21 protein-coding genes are annotated in these 23,193 nt (G+C 39.3%); 11 read left to right on the forward strand and 10 right to left on the reverse strand.

Features of this window, described 5'->3' with window-relative positions:
• Positions 1 to 663 precede the first annotated feature (663 nt).
• Positions 664 to 1,674 carry a 3-oxoacyl-ACP synthase III family protein gene (locus C7972_RS21055; protein ID WP_110358140.1) on the reverse strand — a complete coding sequence of 337 codons (1,011 nt, stop codon included), beginning with the start codon at positions 1,672 to 1,674 and terminating at the stop codon, positions 664 to 666.
• Between the two features lie 272 nt (positions 1,675 to 1,946).
• On the opposite strand from C7972_RS21055, the gene htpG reads away from it, so the two are divergent.
• From htpG to C7972_RS21070, 3 genes are all read left to right on the forward strand, one after another.
• Entirely contained in the window at positions 1,947 to 3,833 is a 1,887-nt protein-coding gene (htpG, locus tag C7972_RS21060; RefSeq protein ID WP_110358141.1) for a molecular chaperone HtpG, read from the forward strand.
• Positions 3,834 to 3,905: 72 nt separating this feature from the next.
• Positions 3,906 to 4,265, forward strand: a complete 360-nt coding sequence (locus C7972_RS21065) for a MauE/DoxX family redox-associated membrane protein (protein WP_110358142.1) — start codon at positions 3,906 to 3,908, stop codon at positions 4,263 to 4,265.
• Between the two features lie 174 nt (positions 4,266 to 4,439).
• Entirely contained in the window at positions 4,440 to 5,078 is a 639-nt protein-coding gene (locus C7972_RS21070; protein ID WP_110358143.1) for an MOSC domain-containing protein, read from the forward strand.
• A gap of 59 nt (positions 5,079 to 5,137) precedes the next feature.
• Here the strand turns inward: C7972_RS21070 and C7972_RS21075 are convergent, their stop codons facing one another.
• On the reverse strand, positions 5,138 to 5,725 hold the full coding sequence (locus C7972_RS21075) for a hypothetical protein (RefSeq protein WP_110358144.1): 588 nt from the start codon (positions 5,723 to 5,725) through the stop codon (positions 5,138 to 5,140).
• A gap of 219 nt (positions 5,726 to 5,944) precedes the next feature.
• Between C7972_RS21075 and C7972_RS21080 the strand changes: the two genes are divergently transcribed.
• Entirely contained in the window at positions 5,945 to 6,817 is an 873-nt protein-coding gene (locus tag C7972_RS21080; RefSeq protein ID WP_110358145.1) for an AraC family transcriptional regulator, read from the forward strand.
• Between the two features lie 8 nt (positions 6,818 to 6,825).
• Positions 6,826 to 7,413, forward strand: a complete 588-nt coding sequence (locus C7972_RS21085) for an alpha-ketoglutarate-dependent dioxygenase AlkB (RefSeq protein WP_258364917.1) — start codon at positions 6,826 to 6,828, stop codon at positions 7,411 to 7,413.
• Between the two features lie 304 nt (positions 7,414 to 7,717).
• On the opposite strand, the gene C7972_RS21090 is transcribed toward C7972_RS21085, so the two are convergent.
• Complete coding sequence (locus C7972_RS21090; RefSeq protein ID WP_110358146.1) at positions 7,718 to 8,491, reverse strand: S1/P1 nuclease; 774 nt, start codon at positions 8,489 to 8,491, stop codon at positions 7,718 to 7,720.
• A gap of 215 nt (positions 8,492 to 8,706) precedes the next feature.
• Here C7972_RS21090 and C7972_RS21095 point away from each other — a divergent pair, with 215 nt between their 5' ends.
• From C7972_RS21095 to C7972_RS21120, 6 genes are all read left to right on the forward strand, one after another.
• Entirely contained in the window at positions 8,707 to 10,962 is a 2,256-nt protein-coding gene (locus C7972_RS21095) for a penicillin-binding protein 1A (RefSeq protein ID WP_110358147.1), read from the forward strand.
• Between the two features lie 92 nt (positions 10,963 to 11,054).
• Entirely contained in the window at positions 11,055 to 11,912 is an 858-nt protein-coding gene (locus C7972_RS21100; RefSeq protein WP_110358148.1) for an SPFH domain-containing protein, read from the forward strand.
• Between the two features lie 260 nt (positions 11,913 to 12,172).
• The gene (locus C7972_RS21105) at positions 12,173 to 12,337 is read left to right on the forward strand and encodes an Arc family DNA-binding protein (RefSeq protein ID WP_110358149.1); all 165 of its coding nucleotides are present in this window, start codon (positions 12,173 to 12,175) and stop codon (positions 12,335 to 12,337) included.
• A 118-nt stretch (positions 12,338 to 12,455) separates the two neighbouring features.
• Positions 12,456 to 13,262, forward strand: coding sequence for a Cof-type HAD-IIB family hydrolase (locus tag C7972_RS21110; protein WP_258364918.1), 807 nt, complete (start codon positions 12,456 to 12,458; stop codon positions 13,260 to 13,262).
• Positions 13,263 to 13,306: 44 nt separating this feature from the next.
• Entirely contained in the window at positions 13,307 to 14,569 is a 1,263-nt protein-coding gene (locus tag C7972_RS21115) for a DUF819 domain-containing protein (RefSeq protein ID WP_110358150.1), read from the forward strand.
• A 44-nt stretch (positions 14,570 to 14,613) separates the two neighbouring features.
• Positions 14,614 to 15,330, forward strand: a complete 717-nt coding sequence (locus C7972_RS21120; protein WP_110358151.1) for a DUF4369 domain-containing protein — start codon at positions 14,614 to 14,616, stop codon at positions 15,328 to 15,330.
• Between the two features lie 50 nt (positions 15,331 to 15,380).
• On the opposite strand, the gene C7972_RS21125 is transcribed toward C7972_RS21120, so the two are convergent.
• The 7 genes from C7972_RS21125 to C7972_RS23950 all read right to left on the reverse strand — a co-directional run.
• A complete protein-coding gene (locus tag C7972_RS21125; RefSeq protein ID WP_110358152.1) occupies positions 15,381 to 15,650 on the reverse strand; it encodes a hypothetical protein in 270 nt (89 codons plus the stop codon).
• Between the two features lie 31 nt (positions 15,651 to 15,681).
• The gene (locus C7972_RS21130; RefSeq protein WP_110358153.1) at positions 15,682 to 16,650 is read right to left on the reverse strand and encodes a type I phosphomannose isomerase catalytic subunit; all 969 of its coding nucleotides are present in this window, start codon (positions 16,648 to 16,650) and stop codon (positions 15,682 to 15,684) included.
• An 83-nt stretch (positions 16,651 to 16,733) separates the two neighbouring features.
• Entirely contained in the window at positions 16,734 to 17,141 is a 408-nt protein-coding gene (locus C7972_RS21135; RefSeq protein ID WP_110358154.1) for a 6-carboxytetrahydropterin synthase, read from the reverse strand.
• Positions 17,138 to 17,671 (reverse strand): isopentenyl-diphosphate Delta-isomerase, encoded by a 534-nt coding sequence (idi, locus tag C7972_RS21140; RefSeq protein WP_110358164.1) that lies wholly within the window; start codon positions 17,669 to 17,671, stop codon positions 17,138 to 17,140. Before idi ends, C7972_RS21135 begins: the two co-directional genes overlap by 4 nt.
• A gap of 295 nt (positions 17,672 to 17,966) precedes the next feature.
• Positions 17,967 to 18,875: a type IX secretion system membrane protein PorP/SprF gene (locus C7972_RS21145; RefSeq protein WP_258364919.1), complete on the reverse strand. Its 909-nt coding sequence runs from the start codon at positions 18,873 to 18,875 to the stop codon at positions 17,967 to 17,969.
• Positions 18,876 to 18,938: 63 nt separating this feature from the next.
• Complete coding sequence (locus tag C7972_RS21150; protein WP_110358156.1) at positions 18,939 to 20,963, reverse strand: gliding motility-associated C-terminal domain-containing protein; 2,025 nt, start codon at positions 20,961 to 20,963, stop codon at positions 18,939 to 18,941.
• Positions 20,964 to 20,994: 31 nt separating this feature from the next.
• The coding region (locus C7972_RS23950) for a hypothetical protein (RefSeq protein ID WP_181422958.1) at positions 20,995 to 23,193 on the reverse strand (2,199 nt) is incomplete at its 5' end.

Genomic DNA, 23,193 nt, shown 5'->3' on the forward strand with positions numbered 1-23,193 from the left:
ACCATTTTCCACTGTAAATGCTTTCCCAATATTTGCTTACCATTTGTCGAAACAAATAACCTTTCATCGATAGGCAACTCAATACGTTATAAATAATTTTCAGATTCAAAACAGTCCATCAAATTGACCCCTAATTCACACAGGTGTAACAAGGCATATGGAACCAACACAAGGAACAATCTTCTTACATTCTGATTTACAACAAATTAAACACACACCCTACAACATACATTTCACAATCCACTCCCTGAGACTTGTATTTATTAATACCAAATGCTATCAATTTAAAGTCGTTTTACAGGAAATTAAGATAAAGTTGTGAGTGGTATATTTTGATAATAAAATAATTAACCCTTATTTTGTTCAAGGCATAGTTCCCCCAGTCCTATAGCCGCAATGCAATTTGAATTTATTGGCTTATTTCTTAAAAAGAACGGCACCCAAAAATTGGTGTTAACACTCTGCTATATTGAAGTTAAAGTGTGTTAATACTTGTAAGAAGGTAATGGAATATTCGTACTTTAAGGTGTATATAAAAATTTTGGTCATTGATAACGCTATATATTTATAGTTAATGGTTAGTGTTTAGTATAGTCTATCAATGAAAGAAACCCGGGACATATGTTCCGGGTTTTGTTTTTGTATATTATAATTTTGAATCCTTTACCACCTTATTATAGCGCTGCCCCAAGTAAATCCGCTACCAAAAGCGGCTAGCACTACCAAATCCCCAGACTTGATTTTTCCCTGCTCCCAAGCTTCGGTCAAAGCAATGGGTATGGAAGCTGCAGTAGTATTGCCGTATTTCATAATATTATTGAATACCTGATCATCCCCTAGCCCGAATTTCTTTTGGATATATTGGGATATCCTCAGATTGGCCTGATGTGGTACCAACATATCTATTTCCTTTGCCTCAAGATTGTTGGCCTTTAATCCTTCAATGATTACTTCATTAAAACGGACCACCGCGTTCTTAAAAACAAATGGGCCGTTCATATAGGGCAAATAGGACTCATCGTTGGGGTCATTATCCTCCAAAATATCCGTTACCCAACGCTTTCCCATTCCTGGTGCTATAAGGGACAATTCCTCGGCGTGCTGTCCTTCGGAATGCAAATGGGTGGAAAGAATGCCCTTCTGGGCGTCTTCCTCCCTACTTACGATGGCAGCCCCGGCCCCATCGCCAAAAATCACCGATACCCCCCTACCCCTGGTAGTCATGTCAAGGCCATGGGAATGTAGCTCGGAGCCGATTACCAAAACATTTTTATACATCCCAGTTTTTACATATTGATCGGCAATAGACAAGGCATAAATAAATCCAGAGCATTGGTTGCGCACATCCAGGGCTCCAACGGTCTTTATATCCAAATCCCTTTGTACCAAGACCCCGGGACCAGGAAAATAGTAATCGGGACTCAATGTGGCAAAAACAATGAAATCGATATCATTTTTATCTATTCCAGAGCGTTCTATAGCAATCTTTGCCGCTTTAACCCCCATAGTGGTAGTGGTATCCCCGTCGCCTTTTTTAACATGCCGTCTTTCCTGGATACCGGTACGCTCCTGAATCCAAGCATCATTGGTGTCCATTATTTTAGACAAATCATCGTTGGTAACCACATTTTTTGGTACATAGTAACCAAGACCCGTTATTTTTGAATTGAACATCTGTTGGAAAATTAAGTTATTAGGGAGCCAAGGCTCCCCTCTTTTTCTATTATAAAATCTAAAATATGGGAAATAATTTTAGTTACATCCAATTTAAATAAAAATATATTGGAATATAATGATATTGATCATAAGGCCATTGGGAGAATTTCAATACACACAATGGCATTTGGAGTATTTTCAACCCCCTAAAAAATGTCAGTTTGTCACTTCCACCAACAATGGTATTTTTTTTGACAGTGTTAAGTCGTTAAACTAAAAAATATAGAAGTATGGCCACAGGCAAGATCAATGTTTCCGTAGAGAACATATTTCCGCTCATAAAAAAATTCCTTTACAGCGACCATGAAATATTTTTACGGGAGCTTATTTCGAATGCAACAGATGCAACCTTAAAACTTAAGCACCTTACCACCATTGGAGAAGCCAAGGTTGAATATGGAAATCCACTTATCGAGGTAAAGATCGATAAGGAGGGAAAAAAGATCCATATCATTGATGAAGGTGTAGGTATGACCGAGGAGGAAGTACAAAAATACATCAATGAAATTGCATTTTCCGGGGCTGAAGAATTCTTGGACAAATACAAGGATTCTGCCAAGGACTCAGGAATTATTGGCCATTTTGGACTTGGGTTTTATTCGGCCTTCATGGTAGCATCCAAAGTGGAAATTATCACCAAGAGTTATAAAGACGAGCCTGCAGCACATTGGATCTGCGATGGTTCGCCCAATTTCACCCTAAAAAAGGCCAAGAAAACCACCCGTGGTACGGAAATAATCCTACACATCGCGGATGATTCCACAGAATTTTTGGAAGAAGGTAAGATTGGCACACTACTTCGAAAATACAACAAGTTTATGCCAATCCCGATTAAGTTTGGGACTACAACGGAAACTCTTCCCAAACCCGAAGGAGCAAAAGAAGAAGACCCTGCACCTACAAAAGAGGTAGACAATATAATTAACAACCCCAACCCGGCATGGACCAAACAGCCAACGGAATTGAAGGAGGAGGATTATAAGGAATTCTATAGGGAACTCTACCCAATGCAATTTGAGGAACCTTTATTTCACATACACTTAAACGTTGATTATCCTTTTAACCTTACAGGGATTTTATATTTCCCAAAACTCACCAATGATTTAAATACCCAAAAGGATAGGATTCAATTATACCAAAATCAGGTATTTGTCACTGACAACGTGGAAGGAATCGTCCCTGAATTTTTGACCATGCTCAGAGGGGTCATCGATTCTCCGGATATACCGTTGAACGTTAGTAGGTCTTACTTGCAGGCCGATGGTGCGGTCAAGAAAATATCGACCTATATCACCCGTAAAGTTGCCGATAAATTAAGCTCTTTATTTAAAAATAACAGAGAAGATTTTGAGGCAAAATGGAACGATATCAAAATCGTTATCGAATATGGTATGCTTTCGGAAGACAAGTTCTTTGAAAAAGCGGATAAATTTGCATTGTACCCAACTGTGGACGGCGCCTTCTATACTTTTGAGGAACTACAGGAAAAAATAAAGTCGAACCAAACGGACAAGGACGATAAATTAGTAATCCTTTATGCCTCCAATAAGGAGGAACAGCACAGTTATATAGAGGCTGCCAAGGCCAAAGGATTCGAGGTCTTACTGTTGGATTCGCCTATAGTATCGCATTTAATGCAGAAACTGGAAACCTCCAAGGAGAAAATTTCATTTGCACGTGTGGATGCGGATCACTTGGACAATCTCATCAAAAAAGAGGACACCCAAATTTCCAAGCTGTCCGATGAGGAGAAAGAAGTCTTAAAAACCGATATCGAGACTGCCATCAACAATAAAAGCTATACCGTTCAATTGGAGGCCATGGATAGTAACTCCTCTCCGTTCATTATAACGGAACCTGAGTTTATGAGGCGTATGAAAGAAATGCAGCAAACCGGCGGTGGTGGAATGTTCGGTATGGGAAATATGCCGGAAATGTACAATTTGGTAGTGAATACAAATCACGAGTTGGTTTCGGAGATTTTAAACACAAAAACGACCAAGAAGAAAGAGCGACTCATTAACCAGTCCCTTGATCTGGCACGTTTGTCCAAAGGTCTATTGAAAGGTGAGGAACTTACCAAATTCATTAAAAGAAGTTATGAAATGGTGAAATAATCATTTTTCACAGACAATTTAGAGGCTGAATTACTTAGGTAATTCAGCCTCTTTTATTTATATCTTTACCCAATGGATTTCCCTTGGCACCTTTACCTTCTAGGATTTATTTATGTCATTGCCGGTATCATGCATTTTATGGTTCCCAAAATATACCTGAGAATAATGCCCAGGTATTTGCCCCATCATAGGCTCTTGGTATTCCTAAGTGGACTGGCCGAAATTCTTCTGGGCATAGGCCTATGCTTTCCTGCAACCAAAAATGTTTCCATTATCGGCATTTTATTAATGTTGACCATATTTCTATTGGTACACCTCTATATGTTGAAGGGCAAAAAGGAAGGAGCAGGTATCCCAAAGTGGATCTTACTTCTTAGAATCCCACTTCAATTTGTCCTTATGTACTGGGCGTATACTTATTTAGGCCTATAAATTGATTGCACCCTCCGTTCCACAGTTGCCCCCTACATCTGCACCTTCTAGGTGGACATTGCTACTCTTACTAGTTTTAGGTTGCCAATAATTTTACTATGTGATTCGATTAAATTTTAATATTATTATGTTCCGTCAACAATATTATAATAGGAGTATTTCTATCTTTATGATATGAAAATTATCTCCACCAATATTGGAAAAGTTACCAGCTTTCTCTGGAATGGCAGGGAAGAGCAAACAGGGATATTTAAATACCCTACGAACGATCCTCTTTTTCTTGGCAAAACGGATGTTCTTAAAGACACCGTTATAGATAGGGAGCATCATGCTGGAATCAACAAAGCCTGTTATCTCTTTTCATCTGCTCACTACCCATTTTGGAAAACAAGGTATCCAGTATTGAATTGGGACTGGGGAATGTTCGGAGAAAACCTTACTGTGGAGGGTATGGATGAATCCCAAATGAGGATCGGTGACATATACAGCATCGGTAGTGCGTTGGTACAGGTTTCACAACCTAGGGAACCTTGTTATAAGTTAGGGGTACGCTTTAATGATCCCAAAATTTTAAAGCAATTTGTAGATTTTGGATATTCGGGCACTTATGTACGTATTTTACAGGAAGGCCCTGTAAAAAAAGAGGACCCCTTAATTTTGGTCGAAAGATCCGAAAACACCCTTACCGTAAAGGAGTGCTTCCAAATAATTCTTTCGAAAGAAAAGGACCCCTTAATATTACAAAAGGCCATCAACAACCCGGCATTACCGCAATATAAAAGGGATCGACTTAAAAAATTTTTATCCCTATAAATAAAATAGGGGCCAAAGGCCCCTATTTTTCACTTTAATAGTATTTACTTTTCAATAAATTAATTCACCGAAATTGTTTCGTAATAGACATTGGTGCCTTCACTTACAGATACCGTGTAATCATCCTTTACAGCAGTACTAAAGTTGAATACCTTTCCAACAACCAATTCCTTTTCAAATTTTTGGGTAAAGACAACCCTGTTGGCACTATCCACAACATTAATAACTACTGGATTTAACTTCTGGTTGAAGTAGTTCAAATAAAGAACATCCCCATTTTTCCTAAAGAATGGTTTTGTTACTTCGTCACGGGCTATAATGTTTACCTCAGAATCCTCTACACTTATTGTGAACTCTACTGTCCTGATAAGACTTTCCATCTTTAAATAATAAAGACCTTCTTCCAATTTGGACAAATCGAACTTCTTGGTATAATCTTCATCTTCCTTAATATTCTCCATGAATATTTGATGCTTCCCGGTATCGGTCAAGGTCAATGTAGTAGATTCAGTTTGCTTATTTAACTTAAGAACCAATCTTTTGGCTTCTTTAACTGTTGTCAAGTACATTCCTGGGTCATTGGCCATTGCTAAAGTACTACTAAGTAGCAAAGCTGCCATTGCTGTTAATTTTAAAACTGCTTTCATAACATTTAGGATTTAATATTAATAAATCATTTATGGGACAAATGTAGAACAGGAATTCCCCTCCCACTACTCCATAATTCCCCACTTTCTATTCTATTTTACCATCATGCAATATTAAATAATTGTTAACAGGTTAATTTTAGACACATTTAAGTTAAATTTGCATAGAATTGTCTAAAATGGCAGTATTACCTTTACTTAACCTAATGAAATTAACATATGATACCTAAACCTACCTTTGAGGTCATAGAGCCCGACTTCGGTCATTCTTATACCTATCAACAGTTTGATGAACACACCCCTAATAAAATTGGAGTATGGCATTATCATCCTGAAATTGAACTGGTTTATGTTAATGGAGGTTCCGGAAAGCGACAAATTGGAAGCCACGTTTCCTATTATACCGATGGCGATTTGATTTTAATAGGTTCCAACCTACCGCATTGTGGATTCACAGATGTGCTTACCGGCAACAAAAATGAAAGTGTGGTTCAAATGAAACAGGATTTTTTAGGCAACGATTTTTTCAACATCCCCGAAATGAAAAAAATTCAAAGCCTTTTTCAAATAGCCAAAGGAGGTGTAGCTTTCACAGGTAGTACCAAGAAAAAAATTGGTGAAAAAATAGAAATCATGGAATATCAGACAGATTTTCAACGTCTACTCTCCATTCTTAACATCTTAAATGAATTGGGAAATTCCAAGGAATATCAAGTATTGAACGCCCAAGGCTTTTCGCTTCAAACGGAAGTGAAGGATAATGACAGGATAAATATTGTCTTCAATTTCGTAAAAACAAACTTCAAGGAGGAAATAACACTAGAGGAGATTTCCGATTTGGTGAGTATGACGGTACCGTCGTTCTGCAGATACTTCAAAAAAATAACAAATAAGACCTTCATACAATTTGTCAATGAGTGTAGATTGGTACATGCCTCAAAATTATTGGCAGAAAAACCCATTAGTATAACAGAAGTATGTTTTGAAAGTGGCTTCAACAATTTCTCACATTTCAACAAGTCCTTTAAAGCATTCACTGGCCAGAATCCTTCCGAATACAGAAATGAACTGAAAAGTGTACTTCAATCTTGAACCCGTTTTTGACCAACAAAATAGAACTTCCACTCCCGGATAGCGAAATAATCTATTATCCCAATTTTTTAAAAACAAGTGAAGCGGATCATTATTTAAAGATAATTAGAGAAACGACCCCTTGGCAACAGGATCGTATTACGGTATTTGGCAAAACACACCCCCAACCCAGGTTAACCGCCTTATTTGGAGACAACAGCAAACCTTATTCCTACTCCAATATTACAATGCACCCACATCTGTTTACAGCCGAATTACTGGAATTGAGGAATAAGTTGAAAACCGAATTTGGCATACACTTTACCAGTAGCTTAATAAATCTTTACAGAAATGGAAAAGATAGCAATGGTTGGCATGCAGATGACGAGAGGGCCTTGGGCAGAAATCCAGTAATTGCATCCATAAGCCTTGGGCAAGTGCGATACTTTCACCTAAAACATAAATTGAAAAAGGATTTAAAGTTCAAATTATTATTGGAACATGAGAGTTTGCTCCTTATGAAAGGAGAAACCCAACATTGTTGGTACCACCAAATTCCAAAAACTTCCAAAAACATACAGGAACGGATCAATATCACCTTTAGGGTCATTAAATAAAAAAATCGGTTACTGAAACCGATTTTTTTATGCCTTTGCTGTTTCCGTTGGATACTGCCCCTAACCTATCAGGCAATTACGTTAGTCTCCTCACACCCAACTTCAACAACAATAACTCAATAATTTTGCCATTTAATATAAAAATTGGTCAAAAGTCATGTTTTTTTCGATAATTCGCCTAAGTAATACAAATGCGCCACAAACTATTGATTATAGGTACGCTATCAATAAAGATTACACCAACCTTTTGGTATTACCTAGCAGTATGAAAGGCAACCTAATTTACAAAAATTGTAGGAATTGGCTATGAAAAAAGATCGTTCAAAACCTTGGCCAAGCGTACACCTCCCTTTTGCAATTGTTTTTCTACTATAGCCCAGTATTTATAGCTATAGGCATAGCCCAATTTTTCTCCTACCTCAACCGAACCATAAAGTTCGTTGGCCAAATCCTGGGATTCCTCAACCCAGTCATATATATTCCCCTGCTGAATATCCTTTATTTGGCCTTTGGTCAGTTTTGGCAAATTAATGGCCAATTCCGAATAGCTCATTCCATAATCATCTATCATATTGGAGTCCCATAGCTTATGAAGATTGGTACCTCTGCCAAACCATTCCAACTGTATATCATTGCCCCCCTTATCTTCCAATCGGCCTACATGCATAGGTTGGTGCAGATCCCCAATTAAATGGACCAACATTTTTAAGTAAAATACTTTATCTTCTTGCTTGCTATTTCCATCCTTGACAATGGCCATGCACTTTTCAATCCCTATTATTATATCGCCGTCTTCACTAGGTGGAACCTCGGTATATTTTTTATTGGATGGGTAATTCACATAATGCCAGGGGCCAAATTTGGAAAAACTGCGATCTGCCTTTATTTCATCTCCATAATTTGAAACCAAAGCCAAACTTTGCCCATTTAAAAGTTTCTTTAAGGCCTTTTTGGTCCTTCCAGACAAATGTTGTTGAGCGACCTCCCCAATAGTTCTGTGTCCTGTCTTGGACCAGTCCACATCATTGCCAAAGCTCAATTGAAAAATAAGAAGGCACAGTACCGTAATTCTTTTCATATTATAATAAGTTGTTGACTTTTAAAACACCCATTGTTAAAAATAATAGCCACCAATATGATAACGAGCCATAAACCAATTGAAAATTCCATTTTTATGATCCATATACCCATTGATGGATTTCAAAAGTAATGATTTGAAGCATAAGTAATTGTTAAGAAGTTAACCCTTTTAATTTTTTAATTTGATCTTGCAGTTCTTAATTGTAAACGAAGATGTTGAAGAATATAAAAAATTCCTTTTTGAGGATAGGTACAATTTCATTACTCGTAATTGGTGGCTCCATTCTTTTATTGGTATTGAGCGTATATTTGGGTGCCTGGGGAAAACTTCCGAGCAAAAAGGAACTTTCGGATTTTAAGTACCAAAGAGCTTCCGAGGTCTATTCGGCGGACAGTGTCCTTATAGGAAAATATTTTCTGTTTGACAGGCAGCCCATTACTTTTGAGCAGGTACCCAAAAATTTAATAGAGGCTTTGGTGGCTATTGAGGATGAACGTTTTTATGATCATTCCGGAATAGATTATAAAAGTCTTGTCCGGGTGGCATTAAAGACTATCTTAATGCAGGATCAATCTGCCGGCGGCGGCAGCACCATTAGCCAGCAACTTGCCAAGAATTTATATCCTAGGGAAAAATCGGGAAAATTTCATCTGGCCATATCAAAATTTAAAGAAATGATAATAGCTTCCAGGTTGGAAGCCATGTATTCCAAGGAAGAAATTCTGATGCTGTATTTAAATACCGTTTCCTTTGGCGATAACACTTTCGGAATTGAAAGTGCCGCTTTAAAATTTTTTAATAAAAAAGCAAAGCACCTTCTTTTACAGGAAAGCGCAACTCTTGTAGGTATGCTCAAGGCTACTTACGGCTATAATCCCCGTGTGTTTCCAAAGAACAGCTTAAACAGACGCAATTTGGTATTGCAGTCCATGTATTCCAATAACTTTATATCACAACAGCAGGCAGACAGCCTAAAACAACTTCCAATTCAACTTGATTACAGGGAATATGATTACAATGAGGGCATTGCCCCTTATTTTAGGGAAGAGGTTAGAAAACAAATGCTGAGCTGGGCCAAAGCACAAAGGGCAAAAGGAAAGGATTACAATATTTATACTTCGGGACTCAAAATATACACCACATTGGATTCCAAAATGCAAATACTGGCAGAAGAAGCAATGGAGCAACATATGAAAGCGCTTCAAAGCAGTTTTGAAAAAAGTTATGGCAAGCGAGCACCTTGGATAAAGGACCAAAAACTCATTAATAAAATTATACAGAGTTCAGAACCCTTCAAAAAATGGAAGAATACAGGGCTTAACGAAGAGGCAATATTGGATTCGATGAACATTAAAAAGGAAATGCGATTGAGAGATTGGAACCAGGATGAAATGCGTTCTGCCAGCACCATAGATAGTTTATTGCATTATATTAAATTCTTAAATACGGGATCCCTATCCTTGGATCCCACAACAGGGGCTGTGAAGACATGGCTGGGCGGAATTAACTTTAAATACTTTAAATACGATCACATTTCGCAAAGCAAACGCCAAGTGGGCTCTGCCTTTAAACCCATTGTTTATACCGCTGCCCTCGAAAATGGCATAGGGCCATGCACTTACTTTTCGGCCCAGGAAGTAGCCTATGAAAATATGGAAGGTTGGTCTCCCAGTAATTCTGGCAAAAAGGACGAGGCCTACCTAAATTACTCCATGGAAAAGGCCCTGAGCAACTCTGTGAATACCGTGGCTGTAAAGGTTTTGGAGAAAACAGGTATTCCCAATGTGATACAACAAGCAAAGAAGATGGGTATTGAAACACCATTGCCCGCACTACCCTCATTGGCGTTGGGCACAGCAGAAATCAAGATCAATGAACTAGCGGGTGCCTATGCCAGTTTTTTGAACAATGGCAAATCTGTTACCCCATTTTTAATACAACAAATTACCAATGAAAAGGATTCCATAATTGAGGTCTTTAAGCCAGTTGTAGCCGTAAAAAGAGCCTTTTCTGAAGAAACAAGGCAGATAATGTTGGAGATGATGAAGGCTACCGTGAATAGTGGTACTGCAGCGCGAATTCGTTCTACCTACGGCATTAAAAACGACATTGCCGGAAAAACCGGTACCACACAAAACAACAAGGATGCATGGTTTGTAGCCTTAACCCCAAAGCTACTTAATATAACATGGGTGGGATTGGACAACCATGAAATTGGCTTCAACAGCACTAGCCTGGGACAGGGCGCCAATGCAGCATTGCCCATTTTTGCACTGTGGATACAAAAGCTAAATGCGGACAAATCCTTTAATTACATTACTAAAGCCAAATTTCCCACTCCAAACCCCGCTGTGATAAAAAAACTGGATTGTGATCCGGTAAAAAGGGATGGATTTTTAAAAAGGCTGTTCAAAAATCCCAATAAAAAGAAAACCAAGGATTTCAAAAATAGTACTACCAAAGGTTAGGGCTTTTAAATAATCCCAATTCAAGACACGTGGTAATTCATTTTTTTCATATCTTTATGATATCATTTTAATATCATATTAAATAACCAATCATGAAACAAGAAAAAAACATTATCCCTGCCAATGGCTATGTAGCCCTTTTATCTTTATTGGGGCTCCTTATTTTTGCTATTATACTAGTAGTCAGTGGCGTTCCACTGGCATTACCACTCATCTTCATATTTATTATTTCGTTACGCGGGTTCGTTTTGGTCAATCCAAATGGTTCCAGGGTGCTCTTGCTTTTCGGAAAGTACATGGGTACCATAAAAAAGAACGGCCTTTATTGGGTGAATCCATTTTATATCAAAAATAAAATTTCATTGCGTGCCAGTAACTTCGATAGTGAGCGACTTAAAGTGAACGACAAGCTAGGCAATCCAATCATGATAAGTACTATATTGGTGTGGAGGGTAACCGATACCTATAAAGCTGCCTTTGAAGTGGACGACTATAAAAATTTTGTACGAGTGCAGACAGATGCCGCCGTGCGTAAATTGGCCAGTATGTACCCATATGACAATTTTGCCGACGAGGGACATACCGAGGACATTACTTTGCGATCTAGTGTAAATGAAGTAAGTGAGGCCCTTGAAAAAGAAGTTCAGGAAAGGTTGGCCATGGCAGGCATAGAAGTGTTGGAAGCCAGAATTGGCTATTTGGCCTATGCCCAGGAAATTGCCAATGCCATGTTAAAAAGACAACAGGCCACCGCAATTGTGGCCGCACGTCATAAAATAGTGGAAGGTGCCGTAAGTATGGTAGAAATGGCATTGGATCAATTAGGAAAGAAGCAGATTATTGACCTTGATGAAGAGCGAAAAGCGGCCATGGTGAGTAATCTCATGGTGGTCCTTTGCTCGGATAAGGATGCATCGCCCATTGTGAACGCAGGGACACTGAATCATTAAGTTCTGCAAAGCCAAAGGTGCCAAGGTTTAAGAGGGCATCATACAGTTGGCTATCTTTGGTAGATGGTTTATATCCATTTATCTTTGAACTTTTTAGAGAAAAAATTTGTATTTCCATAATGTATTTATCCAACACCGAATTTCAAGTTTGAAATTGGGCAGAACATTTTGGCCAAGGAAAATTGAGGAGTCATTTAAATCTTTCGTTACCCCCTTCGAAGTTTTGGAAATAGTTTTGGAGGGGGGTGAAAACTGATCATATGAGTAAAAAGAAAGCCTTTGCATTGCGGTTGAATGAAGATATGCTGAAAGCCATTGAAAAATGGGCCTCGGACGAATTTCGTAGTGTTAATGGCCAAATTGAATGGATGCTAATGAAAGAACTAAAGGAAGCCAAACGAGCCCCTAGGCAAAAGGAAGACTAATTTTTTTACATACTTCATACTGCAGGAAAAATATTAATGAACCAGCTCCCATACCCAATTATTGCCATAATCATATCTTTGTTGGCAAATCAAGGCTAAAAACCCAAACCCAATTTTTATGATGGATTTCAAAATTTTATGTTCCGATTTGGATGGAACTTTACTGACCTTTAAGGATAATGTCTCCGATTTTACAATTTCGGAAATCAAAAGAATAAAGGACCATCTAAGGATAATATTGGTTTCTGCCAGAATGCCCCAGTCCATGACCTATATTCAAAAAAATCTAGGTATTGAAAATGAACCCATTATATGTTACAACGGAGCGTTGGTACTACACGGTTCAAAAGAATTGTTCTCCACTTATATCAATATGGACCAAATAGCCTCAATTTATGAAATGGCCAACCAGGTTGGAATTCAGCTGGGCCTATATTCAAAAGACGAATGGTATGTGGAAATGGATTCCGAGCGCGTACAAAAAGAAATAAGGTATACCAAGACCCTACCAACCTATAGGGACACAAAAGATACCATGGAAGACTGGAAGTATAGAAAAATGGGAGCCCATAAAATTATGCTGATGGGAAACAAAGAAAATACCGACGGACTTTTCCCTATTCTCCAAGAAAATTTCAACCAAACCCTAAACCTGTACCGTTCCAATGATACCTTGATCGAAATTGCCCCAAAATCGGTTTCCAAATTGACCGCTATCAAACTCTTGCTGGAAGAACATGAAAGTTTAAACGACATTATTGCCTTTGGCGACAATTATAACGATATTGAAATGCTTCAAAATGTGGGGCGTGGAATAGCAGTGGCCAATGCCCGTGAAGAAGTAAAAAGTATTGCCAGCGCACTGGCCCGGAAAAACTCTGAGGATGGGGTGGCCCATTATATAAAACAGCATATTTTAATTTGATTATATTTGGCCAAACTGAAAGTCCCAATTGAACTGATTTTTGTATGAACGAACCTTTTATTACCAATGATACCGTTGTATTTGGACTACTCGCCCTTTGCTTGGGATTTATTTTTTACACCTCTTCCCTAAAAACCGGTTTTTGGAGTAAATTCTACAACATAGTACCCGCCGTACTAATGTGCTATGTACTACCTTCCATATTGGCCAGTAGCGGATTAATTTCGGACGAGACCTCTGGTCTATATTTTATGGCCAGTAGATATTTGCTGCCGGCGGCTCTTATCCTAATGACCTTGAGCATAGATCTTAAGGCTATTGCCAACCTTGGATCCAAAGCTTTGATAATGTTTTTGACCGGTACGGTAGGGATTATAATCGGTGGCCCATTGGCCATTTTATTAATATCTTTTTTCTCCCCGGAAACCGTTGGCGGAAACGATTTTGATGCCATTTGGAGGGGGCTTTCCACTATTGCCGGTAGTTGGATAGGTGGTGGGGCCAACCAAGCTGCCATGCTCGAAATTTATCAGTACAATCCTGACAAATATGGTGGAATGGTATTGGTTGATATAGTGGTTGCAAACGTTTGGATGGCCATAATTTTGTTGGGCGTAGGAAAAACAAAAAAAATAGACCGTTGGCTAAAAGCCGACACTTCAGCTATTGAAGAGCTTAGGATAAAAGTTTCGAAATTTACGGAAAAAATAACCCGGGTTCCCACTTTAAAGGATTATATGATGATGCTGTCCTTTGCTTTTACCGGGGTTGGAGTTTCCCACTTTTTCGGGGATGCCATCAGTTCATATTTGACCAGCACTTTTGATAGCGTAAGCGACAATAAAAGTTTTCTGTCCTTTTTGGGTTCCGGCTTCTTTTGGATGGTTGTCCTGGCAACGGTGGGCGGGATAATTCTTTCCTTTACCAAAGCCAAGAATTATGAGGGTGCCGGTGCAAGTAAAATTGGTGGCATGTTCATCTATATATTGGTTGCCACTATTGGAATGAAGATGGATTTGGGCAAGGTATTGGAAAACCCGGGCCTTATTGCCATAGGTTTTGTATGGATTACCATTCACGCAGTTCTGCTGATCATTGTTGCCAAATTGATCAAGGCCCCCTATTTCTTTCTTGCCGTGGGCAGTCAGGCCAACGTAGGAGGTGCGGCCTCTGCCCCAGTGGTAGCTGCCGAATTTCACCCTGCATTGACCTCGGTCGGTGTTTTACTGGCAGTTTTTGGGTACGTGGTGGGCACCGGCGGTGCCATACTTTGTACAATTCTCATGGAAATTGCATCAAAAGTTTAAAATTCCATAAACTTTAATGATATTTGCGCTTCAAAGAAAATGTTATGAAGAAAATTTTAATGGTCACAGTACTGGCAATATTTATTACCTCCTGTGGGGGCGACAGTACTGAAAATACCATGACCGTTACAGGAAACGTAAAAGGGTTAAAAAAAGGAACCCTTTATCTGCAACACATTGCGGATACCACTTTGGTCACAGTTGATTCGCTTGTAATGGATGGGGATGGTAATTTTTCCTTTACCACCGAATTGGAAAGCCCTCAGTTGTACTACCTATATCTGGACAAAAAGGACAACAATACTATTAATGACAGAATTACCTTCTTTGGGGAACCTGGAAATATAACTATTAATACCAATTGGAATACCTTTGACCTGAATGCAAAAATTGAGGGGTCTAAAAGTAATGACAAGCTAAAGGAATATTTGGAAGTTATGTCCAAATTCAACACTAGGAATTTGGAATATGCAAGATTGAGTATGGACCCCAAAACCCAAAGTGATTCCGCTGCCTTTGATTCCCTTCAAATTTTAACCGATAAAAATGTAAAGAGAGGATACCTCTATGCCATTAATTTTGCGTTGAACAATGCAGATTCTTATGTAGCACCCTACATTGCTGTAAAAGAAATTGCAGATGCCAACCTTAAATTTTTGGATTCCATAAACAATACGCTCTCTGTTGATGTAGCCAATTCCAAATACGGCAAGGAATTAAAGGAACATATTGAAAATCTCAAGAAAGAAACTAAACAATAAAAAAAGCATCCACTTTGTGGATGCTTTTTTTATACCTACCTAGGGAAATACTACCCTAATTTATTAAGTTGTTCAATTAAGGAACCTGCTTTTGTTTCCAATTCCGCTTTAACGGATTTTAAATGGGCCGGTCTGTTCTCCACTGACTTCTGGTTCACTTTCGCGATCAACCCATCAAAGACTTCTATTGCATTATCTATAATTGCATTACCTTCTTTTGAATTTTGCTTGTTTCCAGAAGCTTCCACTAAATACACGGCTTCAATAATATCCCCTAAAACGTAATTAATGTCTTTCTTTAAATCTCTTATACTTGCCATTGATAATATTTTTTTGCAAAAGTAATCATTTTCAGATAGTAACCTCCAAAAGTTTTGCACTCGTTGTTATTATATTTAAGTTTTTGGACTGTGCAGGCACCAAAGTGGTCTCCCCTTTCCTAATTGATACCGAACCGTACTCATTTGAAATAGTTGCTTGGCCCCCAACACACATGAATATGGTGAACGAATCCCTCTTTTCCACATCCAATTCCATATTTTTGGTAAGATTTAAAATGTTGGTGTTAAAATATGGGCAAGATACCATTGTATTCACACTATCCAAATTATCGGAATATTTTACTTTAAAATCATCTTTCTTGGTATAGTCTATGGCATCCAGGGCCAAATCGGTATGTAACTCCCTTAAATTGCCATCTTTATCCCTCCTATTAAAATCGAAGACACGATAGGTAATATCAGAAGTCTGTTGAATCTCTGCCAGCAAAACTCCAGCACCAATAGCATGCATTTTACCAGTGTTTATAAAAAAAGTATCCCCTTCCTTTACGCTTTCGTAGTTCAACAAATCCAATAGCGTATCATCTTCAATACTTTTGGCATATTCTTCCTTGGTCACATCCTTGTTGAAACCCACAATTAATTCCGCACCTTTATCCGCATCCATTATATACCACATCTCCGTTTTCCCAAAGGAATCATGGCGCTTTTTGGCCAGTTCATCGTTGGGGTGCAATTGGATGGACAAATCCTGTTTGGCATCAATAAACTTAATAAGAATTGGGAATTCCTTACCAAATCGGGAGTAAACACTTTTTCCCAATAATTCTTCTGGGTACTTATTGATCAACTCCTGCAAGGAGGTCCCTGTAAAATCACCGTTGGCCACTATTGACACGTCCCCTTTCACTGCGGAAAGTTCCCAACTTTCTCCTGTAATATCGTTCTCAATGGGTTTTCCCAAAACATCTTTTAATTTGGTACCTCCCCATAGGCGCTCTTTCAGGATTGGATTGAATTTTAAAGGATATAAGTTCATGCTGTTTGGTGTTATGTTTTTTATTTCTTTTATTTTTTTATTGGCTTGTTCAACCCAAAGCCTTTTATTTTTATTGATCCAAGCTAACCGGAAAAAGTCACGTAATTTCTTGGTGTCTCATATAGGATAACCTCCAATTCGTGTGAAGCTTCAACAAATGGTCTAAGAAGGTTCCAAATATAAACGGCTATATTTTCGGCCGTTGGATTTACTTTCTTGAACCATTCCACTTCAACATTAAGGTTTTTATGATCCAGATGCTTTTCAATTTTATCCTTAATGAGATCCTTTAGGATCTTCATATCCATTACAAAACCGGTCTCCGGATCAATTTCCCCTGTAACACTTACTACCAGCTCATAATTATGGCCATGAAAATTAGGGTTGTTACATAATCCAAAAACGGAATCATTTTTTTCAAAACTCCAGTCTGGTCTATACAGCCTGTGTGCCGCATTAAAATGAGCCTTCCTACTTACCTTGACTTTCATATAGCCGTATTGTATTGCGAAATATGATTGTAAAACTTATCAAAAATAATTTTAAACCAGGCTGTGTATTTCTCCGGGGAAACAAGTATATCCTGTCTAATATCTACAGGTTTCATCCATTTCCAGGACTTTACCTCTTCGGGGTTTATTTTCGGATCACTATTATAGTGCCCTATCATCACATGATCCAGTTCGTGTTCGGTAAGGCCATTGTCAAAAGGTGCCTTATAAATAAACGAGAACAACTCCTTCAATTCGGTCTCAAACCCCATTTCTTCCTTTAATCTCCTTTTTCCTGCCTGAATATTGGATTCCCCTTCCCGTTGATGGCTACAACAAGTATTGGTCCACAAAAGTGGTGAATGATATTTATGGCCCGCCCTTTGTTGGACCATTGTCTCCCCTTTATCGTTCATTATAAAAACAGAAAATGCCCTATGCAGCAAAGCCTTTTCATGGGCTTCCATCTTGGGCATCAGGCCAATTTGAACATCGGATTCATCAACAAGAATTACGTTTTCCTCTTCCATATGGTAAAAATAAAACCTTTCCCCAATAATAAGGGTTAAGTGCGTCATAAAAATTAAATACTTTAAAACTGAAGGGACTTTACGCCCTTTTTCCTAAAGAAAGGTAAGGGGGAGTTTCCAAATAGGTCTATAACCATAAAGCTAAGCGCAATTGGCTAAAATAATCCACCTGGCACATCCCCAAGCATTGAATTTAGGACTGCCTTAAACGGCCAAGGTTGGTTGATCTATAATATTTCAACAAACCAATGGCTTATGAAATGTGGATATCACTTGTGAAAATCGGGATTGGTATTTAGAAAAATCTGGGAGATTTTAAATTGCCAAGCTCCTTGATGAAGTCGTATCGCAAAATAATCTCAAAGGATCCATCATTAAAAGTAGCTTGTCCCAACTCGGTAGTTTCTTTGTCATAGGCCATTCCGATCAAGAACGAATTGGAGATATTAAAACCTACCATGGCACTTAATGCGGCATCCCAGCGATATGCCGCTCCAACTATAAATTTGTCATTGAGCATGAAATTGGCCGAAACGTCGACCTGGACAGGTGCTCCTTGAACTATTTTAGTTAAAAAGGCGGGTTTAAATTTTAAATTGGTATTCAGGTCAAAGACATAACCGCTTATTAAATATAAATTCATCTGTTCCTTCGCTGTGGATAATGCTTCCCCATTAAAATGCGTCGTTTGTAAAAATCTAGGTACAGAGAAACCTGCATAGAATTTCTCTGTGTGGTAATAAACCCCGGCCCCGATATTAGGTGAAAATTTATTATCAATATCCTGTTGTAAAGTAGGGTCTGGCCCCCCTGGATTGGTATAATCCTGATTTAATTCCGAAAAACGAATATCCAACAAATGGGCACTGGCCTTTAAGCCAAAACTTAATCTGCCTTCTTGGGAAGTATAAATGGTGTAGGAAAAATCCCCATCAAAATAAGTTTCGGAAGTAGGACCAATTTTGTCGTTTACAATTGATATTCCCAAACCTACTCCCCTATATCCTATGGGGGAATGCAAATTTAATGTCTGAGTGGTAGGGGCTCCATCCAAACCTACCCATTGGGACCTATGAAGCGCCGCAATGCTGATATGTCCCCGGGAACCCGCATAACCAGGGTTTACACTTACCGTATTGTACATATACTGGGTGTATTGGGCATCTTGTTGGGACTGTACCGTACTACTAACCAACATGGTCATGACAGATAAGATCAACAACAGTTGCTTGGAGTCTAATATATTTTTTATAAGATTTGGCATCTTTTATCTATTTATATAAATGTATCCCGTAAGGGTCGTCTTCTTTCCTTCCGCCGATGAACTATAATCCAATATATAGAAATAAGTTCCTACCGGCAGTTGATTATCTTTTGCAACGGTTACCCTGCCTTCAGAAGTACCATCAAAAAAGTTGGTATCATTATTATAGGCTTTTGTTGCATAGACCAATACCCCCCAACGGTTATATATTTTGATGGTATTGTTGGGATAATTTTCTATTCCCTTTATGGTCAAAACGTCATGGATGCCATCATTATTGGGTGTTATTACGTTAAACACTTCCACTTGGTCATCCAATATGATCAAATCCGAATCCAAGTAATTAGGAATACCATCCTCATCAAAATCGTCGTTGGCATAATTTCCATCCCCATTTTCATCTTCATCCGCAGTGAGTATTCCGTCGTCATCATCATCATTATCCCTGAAATCAACTTCATCATCCCCATCGGTATTGGGTAGCTCATTGAAGGGATCATTTATTTCATCATTAACATCGATATCAATAGTTGTGCTACCTTCATAACCATCATCCAAACCATCATTGTCCTTGTCCGATCCAATATAAACAACATCCGGCACTCCGTCATGATCATGGTCATGGCCTTCAATACTGTCCGTAACATTATCGTCATCACTATCCTCATCCAAATAATCCGGTAAACTATCCCCGTCGGTGTCTATTGGGAACAAGCCGAGATTACCATTGTTTTCATAGGCATCGTCCAAACCATTATTATTGGCATCAACACCACTAGGAGGAGTATAATCCAGAGTGGTTTGTGCTTCAACATTATCTGGAATACCATCATTATCACTATCAATATCCAAGTAATCGGGGATACCATCACCATCGGAATCCGTTGGATCTGTAGACGGATCATTATCACCATCCAAATTAAGATCCTCGAAACTGTCCAAAATTCCATCGTCATCACTGTCAATTTCAACAATTCCCATTGGGTTCACCAATATATTGACATTGGCCGTACTACAATTTGATTGGTCATCACATATGGTGTACGTAAAAAGATCACTGCCCACATAACCATTGTTGGGAGTATATGTCAGCGTATCGTCCCTTAGATCATTTGGTGTACCATTATTGTCAACAACTACACTTCCATTGGTTGGACTTGTGGTTGTTATGGTTCCAAGAATGGGAATATCATTGTCGTTCAACAAAATATCTATATCAACTGGCGTATTTTCCAAAGTAGCCACAGAATCATCAAAAGCATCAACAATAGGAAGTACTTCCACATTTACAGTGGCTGTACTACAATCTCCCAAGGAATTACAAACAGTATAGGTAAATGTACTTGGGCCATTGTAATTAGGATTCGGAACAAAAGTTATGACATCATCCGACGGATCATTTGGGGTGGCATTATCATCAACAAAAACGTTTCCATTAAATGGATTTGTTGTAGTTAAAATACCAGTGGTGGGCAAGTTAGTATCATTATCAAAAATAGGGACTACCACAGAAGAATCTTCATTAACCGTTATAAAATCGTCCACTAAAACACTGGACTGTTGCAAACATACCACGGTAAAATTTGGCAAATCAAAGGAGTTGCCTGCCTTGGTTACAGTAGCAGTATAGCGCACCACACTCTGTGTTGCAATCACCGTCGGCCTCAGTGGATCTCCACTAACGGCAGGAGACCAATTTATGACAGCACTGGCACCCACATTATTGGATATGTCCATCGTTACCTCATTATCGGGGCTCGTACAATCCGTTACTATAAAATAACCAGTAGCATTTGATCCACATAAGGTTCCGTCATAGGTTGCAAAATAAATCCCTGATGAAGTAACCTCATAAAAAAAATCTGTGCCCAAAACCGTGGAAGTATCGGAAGCCTCATACCATTTGTAATTATGTTCATCGGTACTATTGGGTGCCTGCAACAAAAACTGTGCATTGGCCCAATTTGTACCAAAAAATATGGTTACAAGGGTAAAAAAAAGAAATCTATATATGTGTTTTGGTTTCAAACTCCTGTTATACCTAATTGGTTTATTTTTATTATTTCACTACAAATACTACGTTGATAAGCGAATTATAATCCGTTGGTGTTGCTATAACATCATAGGTCATGACACCAAATTCATCTACACTTACATTATCAAATACCGTATCGTCATAAAACGTAACATAGTAATATAGTTCTGTATTGGCATAGGTTGGTATGGCCCCTGGTGCTAAATCACTTGCCACCATTGGGGATCCAAACTGAGCCGTATATTGAGAATGTAGATCAATTGTCCTACCCGTACCTGTTGAAGAGGCATCCACAGCAATGGACGGTGGATAGAAAATATTAGGTCGTGTATTTGCAATTACATATGGAGTAGCACTGCTGCCATCACCTGTAACACTTATATCATTGCCTGCAGTGACTAAAGTTTCAGTTCCGTCCGGAGAAGGCAATGTAATTGTATTTCCACTTTCAATGGTTAGGTCATTCCCAACCAAAGTAAGTGTTTGGTCATCAGAGCCCAGGGAAGACAATGGCACCGATCTAGCACCACCACCATCTGTTATCGTTAGATTGCCTCCACCAACGGCAAAATCAGTATTGTACTCGTTTCCGATATTTGAATCCGCATCATTAACGTTTAAAGTCACATTATTACCTCCTGTAATTGCAATATAACCAGGGGTTGCATTTGTTGATAATGTTTGACTATCTGTATTATCCAAGAATGAACTCAAATTGAGTGCTGGTGATGACACACCATTGACCGTACTTGTCAATTGATTGGCACCACTTAAACTTAATGCATTGGAATTAATGATATTTACTCCTGATCCTGTTACTCCATTTACAGTGGTTGTCAAAGTATTTACATTACTTGTATTACTTACTGTTGTGGATGGTACCAAAGCACTCTTGTCTATCCACTCCACTATACCTGCATTGCTGGTAACCAATACTTTGTCATTACCACCCGAAGCAACATCTTCCGTTAAAATGGTTCCGTTCAATATCTTAGCTGTAGTTACAGAATTCGCTGATAGTTCGTTGGATGTAATTCCACTTGTAGCAACTGCTAAAGTATAAGGGGATCCTGTTGTTCCTGAACCAGATCTCAGCAGTGTTCCATTGGTTGCTCCTGTTACTTCATTCCCAACTACCTTATCCAAATCCAATGCTTCGCTTGCAGTAATAGCATCGCTCAATTCTGTATCTGTTGCAAATACGGTATTTAAATCTATAGTCTTATCGGCCTCCCCATCGTTCTCTGCAGATAATTCCAAGGTGGTCCCATTTAGAGTAAACTTATCGATCTTCTGGTCGTCCGTGCCCAAGGAGGACAAGGGTACCGTCAAGGTACCGTTGCTATCCGTGATGCTCAGGTCGCTCCCCACTACCGCGAAGGCCGTGTTCACCTCGTTGGTGATGCTCCCGTCCACTTCCGTGGCCGTGATCACATAGGGATCCAATGTAGTACCGCTTCCGGTTACCACATTGATGCCGCCACCAGTTACTATCGTCTCCGAACCATCGGCCACCAGACCGGAAAGGTCCACCGTTAGGTCGTTCCCGTTCTCGATCCCAACGGTCAATATATTGTTCGTTGCGTTAAGGGTAAGTACGTCTATGTTCTGGTCGTCCGTGCCCAAGGAGGACAAGGGTACCGTCAAAGTTCCGTTGCTATCCGTGATGCTCAGGTCGCTCCCCACTACCGCGAAGGCCGTGTTCACCTCGTTGGTGATGCTCCCGTCCACCTCCGTGGCCGTGATCACATAGGGATCCAATGTAGTACCGCTTCCGGTTACCACATTGATGCCGCCACCAGTTACTATCGTTTCAGAACCATCGGCCACCAGACCGGAAAGGTCCACCGTTAGGTCGTTCCCGTTCTCGATCCCAACGGTCAATATATTGTTCGTTGCGTTAAGGGTAAGTACGTCTATGTTCTGGTCGTCCGTGCCCAAGGAGGACAAGGGTACCGTCAAAGTTCCGTTGCTATCCGTGATGCTCAGGTCGCTCCCCACTACCGCGAAGGCCGTGTTCACCTCGTTGGTGATGCTCCCGTCCACCTCCGTGGCAGTGATCACATAGGGATCCAATGTAGTACCGCTTCCGGTTACCACATTGATGCCTCCCCCAGTTACTATCGTTTCCGAACCATCGGCCACCAGACCGGAAAGGTCCACCGTTAGGTCGTTCCCGTTCTCGATCCCAACGGTCAATATATTGTTCGTTGCGTTAAGGGT

It is taken from the genome of Arenibacter sp. ARW7G5Y1 (assembly GCF_003201775.1).
Taxonomy (GTDB): Bacteria; Bacteroidota; Bacteroidia; order Flavobacteriales; family Flavobacteriaceae; genus Arenibacter.